Genomic DNA, 256 nt, shown 5'->3' on the forward strand with positions numbered 1-256 from the left:
CTCGTACCACTCATAGGTATAGGTCCCCGGAATGTTATTATCTGCAGTAAGGGTTAAATCACGCACTAGTGTTCCATCCGCATCCACACAAATCACATGGGAGTTATTAGGAGTCGTAATCACAGGCATTGGAAGTAAATCCACCGTCATGCTATAAGAAACCACACGCGCACATCCCGTTAAGTTGTTCTCCACACGAATCCATAACAAATGGGTATAGGTCATATAATTTACTAAATCAGTGATGGCATTGGTT

The 256-nt window shown here is 42.6% G+C and carries 1 protein-coding gene; it reads right to left on the reverse strand.

The annotated features are described in order from the left end of the window. A partial coding sequence (locus tag EQG61_RS13840; RefSeq protein ID WP_164974947.1) for a hypothetical protein occupies positions 1 to 256 on the reverse strand: 256 nt, incomplete at both ends.

Origin of the sequence: Flavobacterium stagni, from assembly GCF_004122105.1 — a bacterium.
GTDB classification, from domain to species: domain Bacteria; phylum Bacteroidota; class Bacteroidia; order Flavobacteriales; family Flavobacteriaceae; genus Flavobacterium; species Flavobacterium stagni.